2 protein-coding genes and 1 pseudogene are annotated in these 2434 nt (G+C 69.1%); all 3 read right to left on the bottom strand.

Annotated elements, in window-relative coordinates:
- Nucleotides 1–239, bottom strand: a pseudogene (locus EEJ42_RS32355) (hypothetical protein); the annotation flags it as partial.
- Complete coding sequence (locus EEJ42_RS32350) at nt 224–1240, bottom strand: ParA family protein (protein WP_039939394.1); 1017 nt, start codon at nt 1238–1240, stop codon at nt 224–226. The pseudogene EEJ42_RS32355 and the gene EEJ42_RS32350, both read right to left, overlap by 16 nt.
- 543 nt (nt 1241–1783) lie before the next feature.
- Nucleotides 1784–2434: alanine dehydrogenase (locus tag EEJ42_RS32345; protein WP_425472998.1), on the bottom strand; the 651-nt coding region annotated here is incomplete at its 5' end.

The raw sequence follows: 2434 nt of genomic DNA, 5'->3' as shown, positions 1-2434 counted from the left end.
GGCGTGGCCTCCCGGCCGCTGTGCTCGGCCGCGCCGGACTGCTCGCCGCCTTCGGCCGGTACGCCGCCCGGCGCCGCCTCGCCGCCGCCCGGGTCGGACTCGGTGGCGGGGGCGGGGACCCGTGGGGCCTCGCCGTTCGCCTGGCGGCGGCCGGACGCGGGCGAGGAGGACTGGAGCCCCATCCCTCCGGTGGTGCGGAACAGTTCGTCGGCTCCCGGCAGACTCACTCGGCGTGACACCGGGCGAGCACCTCCCTGGCGAGCTGGCGATAGGCGGCGGCACCGACGGAGTTGGACGCGTACGTGGTGATCGGCTCACCGGCGACCGTGGTCTCCGGGAAGCGGACCGTACGGCCGATGACCGTGTGGTAGACGTGATTGTCGAACGCCTCGACCACGCGGGCGAGGACCTCACGGCTGTGCACGGTGCGCGAGTCGTACATCGTGGCGAGGATGCCGTCGAGCTCCAGGTCGGGGTTGAGCCGCTCCTGGACCTTCTCGATGGTCTCCGTGAGCAACGCCACACCGCGCAGCGCGAAGAACTCGCACTCCAGCGGCACGATCACCTTGTGCGCCGCGGTGAGCGCGTTGACGGTGAGCAGGCCGAGCGAGGGCTGGCAGTCGATGACGATGTAGTCGTAGTCCGCCATCAGCGGCTTGAGCGCCCGCTGGAGCGTGGACTCGCGGGCCACCTCGCTGACGAGCTGCACCTCGGCGGCCGACAAGTCGATATTGCTGGGCAGCAGGTCCATGTTGGGCACGGCCGTCTTCAGCAGCACCTCGTCGGCCGACATGCCCCGCTCCATGAGCAGGTTGTAGACGGTGAGGTCCAGCTCCATGGGGTTGACCCCGAGACCCACCGACAGCGCGCCCTGCGGGTCGAAGTCGACGAGCAGGACCCGGCGTCCGTATTCGGCGAGGGCCGCGCCCAGGTTGATGGTGGACGTGGTCTTGCCGACCCCGCCCTTCTGGTTGCACATCGCGATGATCTTCGCGGGACCGTGGTCGGTCAGCGGCCCCGGGATCGGGAAGTACGGCAGCGGCCGACCGGTCGGGCCGATGCGCTCGCGTCGCTGGCGGGCTGCGTCGGGGGCGAGGGTGGCCGCGTATTCGGGATCGGGCTCGTACTCGGCGTCCGGGTCGTAGAAGTGCCCGTCGGGCAGGTCGTCGTAGTCGGCGAAGCGGGCGGGTTCGTTGCCCCCCTGGTCGCCGGCCATGGCGTTCACGTGATGGCCGTCCATGCTGTGGCTCTGGTGGGCTGTGGTCATGCTCGTCACGCTCTGGTGGGTTGCGAAGGTACGGACAGCGACGGAGCCGACAGCCTCGAGCCCCGAGGGGCCCTGGCCCCGCGCAGCCGGTCCTGGTTGACCACCCCCGGGAGAAAATGTCGACTCATTCACAAGTCGTCCTACCTCCTTGGTGACCAGGAAATTTCTCGATAGGTCAGCGTGACACCATGCCGACGGTTGGCGACTCTATGGCGTGTCGGCGGTCCTCAGCAACACAATCCACCGGACACGGCACGATGTGTCGGCAATCGAACACCCCGATGTCAAGGGCGTATGAAGGGCGCTGCGGAGATTTCACCACCCCCCAAAGCGTCTGGATAGTTACATTCAGGGCGAGTTGACCGAAGCCCTGGTCGGGCCTGATCCGGGGCGTTCCGGACACACCCGCGGCCGGGTCCTGTCGTGCGACAAGACCCGGCCGGATGCTCGGTGTTGACCTGATGTTGACGGCTCGCGTTGACCTGCCGTCGCCGTGAGTTGACCGGCTGCGCGACCTCAGCCGATGAGCGAGGTCAGTTCGACGGAGGGCAGTCCGTGGGCCTCGGCGACGGGCCCGTAGACGACCTGGCCCTCATGGGTGTTGAGCCCCTTGGCCAGCGCGGCGTCCCGGCGCAGCGCCTCGCGCCAGCCGCGGTTGGCCAGCTCGACGATGTACGGGAGCGTCGCGTTGGTGAGCGCGTGGGTGGAGGTGTTGGGCACCGCGCCGGGCATGTTGGCGACGCAGTAGAAGACCGAGTTGTGGACCGTGAAGGTCGGCTCGGCGTGGGTGGTGGGACGGGAGTCCTCGAAGCAGCCGCCCTGGTCGATGGCGATGTCGACAAGGACACTTCCCGGCTTCATGCGGGACACCAGCTCGTTGGTGACCAGCTTGGGCGCCTTGGCGCCGGGGATGAGCACCGCGCCGATGACGAGGTCGGCCTCGAGGACCGCCTTCTCCAGCTCGTAGGCGTTGGAGGCGATGGTCTGCACCTTGTTGCCGAAGATGCGGTCGGCCTCGCGCAGCTTGTTGATGTCCTTGTCGAGCAGGGTCACGTGGAAGCCCATGCCGATGGCGATCTGCGCGGCGTTCCAGCCGGAGACGCCGCCGCCGATGACGACCGCGCGGGCCGCGGCCACGCCGGGCACGCCGCCGGGCAGCGCGCCGCG

It is taken from the genome of Streptomyces botrytidirepellens (assembly GCF_003721215.1).
GTDB lineage: Bacteria > Actinomycetota > Actinomycetes > Streptomycetales > Streptomycetaceae > Streptomyces > Streptomyces himastatinicus.
The sequence above is the reverse complement of the archived record's forward strand: the minus strand, read 5'-3'. Positions and strand labels throughout refer to the sequence as shown.

Excerpts from the sequence above, each read along its gene's own strand:
- EEJ42_RS32350 (WP_039939394.1), bottom strand. The coding sequence starts at position 1,240 with ATGGACGGCCATCACGTGAACGCCATGGCCGGCGACCAGGGGGGCAAC.